This is a genomic window from Proteus sp. G4415 (assembly GCF_963896075.1).
Lineage (GTDB): Bacteria > Pseudomonadota > Gammaproteobacteria > Enterobacterales > Enterobacteriaceae > Proteus > Proteus mirabilis.
The window spans coordinates 1-2,045 of the sequence record NZ_CAWQOK010000086.1 but is presented as its reverse complement, the minus strand read 5'-3'; the positions used below and the strand labels follow the sequence as shown (position 1 = coordinate 2,045).

The window sequence follows — 2,045 nt, the reverse complement described above, 5'->3', positions numbered from 1 at the left end:
TTTAATTATTATTGAGGATTTATTATGAAGAAAAATAAACTTATGCTATTTACTGCAACATTATTATTATCATCTGCAGGTATTATTTCAACAGCATCAGCTGAGGTGACATTAAAGCATGGCTATATTGATATCCCACCCAGCAGAGCTTTTCTTTGTTCATCCGAAGGGGAGAATTTAAATAAAAATTGTGGTCCGATACAGTATGAACCGCAATCCATTGAAGGGGATAAAGGGTTCCCTAAAGGTGGCCCAGCAGATGGTGAAATTGCCAGTGGTGGAAAGGCAACTTTTTCTGCTTTAAATGCACAAAGTGCAGATCGCTGGCATAAAGTGGCAATGAAAAGTGGCGAAAATACTTTTAAGTGGACATTAACTGCAAAACATAGCACTGAATCATGGCGCTTCTTTATTACTAAACCCGGGTGGGATGTTAATAAACCATTGACCCGTGCTGATTTTGATTTAACACCTTTCTGCCAACGAAATGATAATGGGAAAATACCCACAGAAACCGTAACATTAAATTGTAATATACCAGAGCGTTCTGGTTATCAAATTATTTTAGGTGTTTGGGATATTGCTGATACGGGTAATGCTTTTTATCAAGTTATTGATGCTGAATTTAAAAAATAACTCGCTATATTTTATTTAAATAATTATTTTTGTCATACTGTTAATCTTAACACTATTAAGATTTTGGCTAGGATTAATAACAAAAAATTATATTAATGATAAGAATTAAATAAATATAACGGTTATTTTTGTTTAATTGTTAGCGCCGTGAAAATGGCGCTATTTTCATTAAACTGACTGGAAATCCTTCGCTCACAATGCTACTTTCTAATCTATACCTATAATTATTTAGCTTAAAACCAACATCATTGAGGCGCGATTATGGAAATCTATTTAGATACCGCAGATATTGAAGAAGTGAGAAAACTTTCACAAGTGCTTCCTATTGCTGGTGTCACTACCAATCCTTCTATTATTGCTCAATCAGCGCAGCCCATTGAAACGTTATTACCTGAATTAAAAGCCGCTATGGGTGGCAAAGGGCGGATATTTGCGCAGGTGATTGCCCGTGATATCGATACCATGATTGAAGAAGCATTGCGCATTGGTAATATTGCCGATAATACTGTGATTAAAATTCCCGTCACTGAAGCTGGCTTGGTTGCTATTAAACAATTAAAGCAAAAAAATATGTTGGTATTGGGGACTGCTATTTACAGTGTGTCTCAAGGGTTGATGGCGGCGCTAGCAGGGGCTGATTATATCGCTCCTTATGTGCATCGTATGGATAGACAAGGCTCTGATGGTGTGAGAGTAGTAAGAGAGTTGCAAACGCTGGTTTCCATGCATAATTTACCCACTAAAATACTGGCAGCTAGTTTTAAAACACCACGCCAAGTGGTTGATTGTCTGTTGTCTGGCGCTTCGGCTGTAACACTTCCGATAGAGCTTGCCTACTCTATTATCCGTTCACCCGTAGTCGATGATGCGATTAATAAATTTACTGATGATTGGTCATTAGCCTTTAATCGCCAATCATTGTAATGATTTTATTGTGTTTGTTATTTGGCGCTATTTAATGTTAATGGCGCCAATAAAATAATAATCATAGGTAAAATAAATATTATTCTTATTCAATTTTTCTGTCTATATTAAATAAAAACTCTACTGATGAATTAGACTATTTAAAAAGAATAGAATGCTGAGCATTATACTATATTGTAGAAATATTATCTGATTAAATTGCGCAATAATAATTTATTATATCGATTTGTGTTTTTAAAGTAAGATTATTCTCTGCTAAATTATCGTATACGCGGACAAGGTGTAATTTAATCAATTATTGATTTATATCTAACAATAAGTTGCCTTTGTGGTAATCTAAAAATAAATCTATTACTATAACCTTAGCATTTTAATGGATTAATAATATAATATTTTTATGCTATTTTGTTGTTTATAAACACTTTTATCATGTTCTTTTATTCTTTTTGTCCGTTCTTACTGTAAACTCAGTAAGTTGATTTTAT

Annotated in this window: 2 protein-coding genes; both read left to right on the top strand. The window is 33.7% G+C overall.

Annotated features, from left to right (window positions below; translation table 11 throughout):
* Nucleotides 1-24: 24 nt before the first annotated feature.
* Entirely contained in the window at nt 25-636 is a 612-nt protein-coding gene (locus AACU95_RS10325; protein WP_012368460.1) for a lytic polysaccharide monooxygenase, read from the top strand.
* A gap of 261 nt (nt 637-897) precedes the next feature.
* Nucleotides 898-1,560, top strand: a complete 663-nt coding sequence (gene fsa, locus AACU95_RS10320; protein ID WP_036907347.1) for a fructose-6-phosphate aldolase — start codon at nt 898-900, stop codon at nt 1,558-1,560.
* The last annotated feature ends 485 nt before the right edge of the window (nt 1,561-2,045 follow it).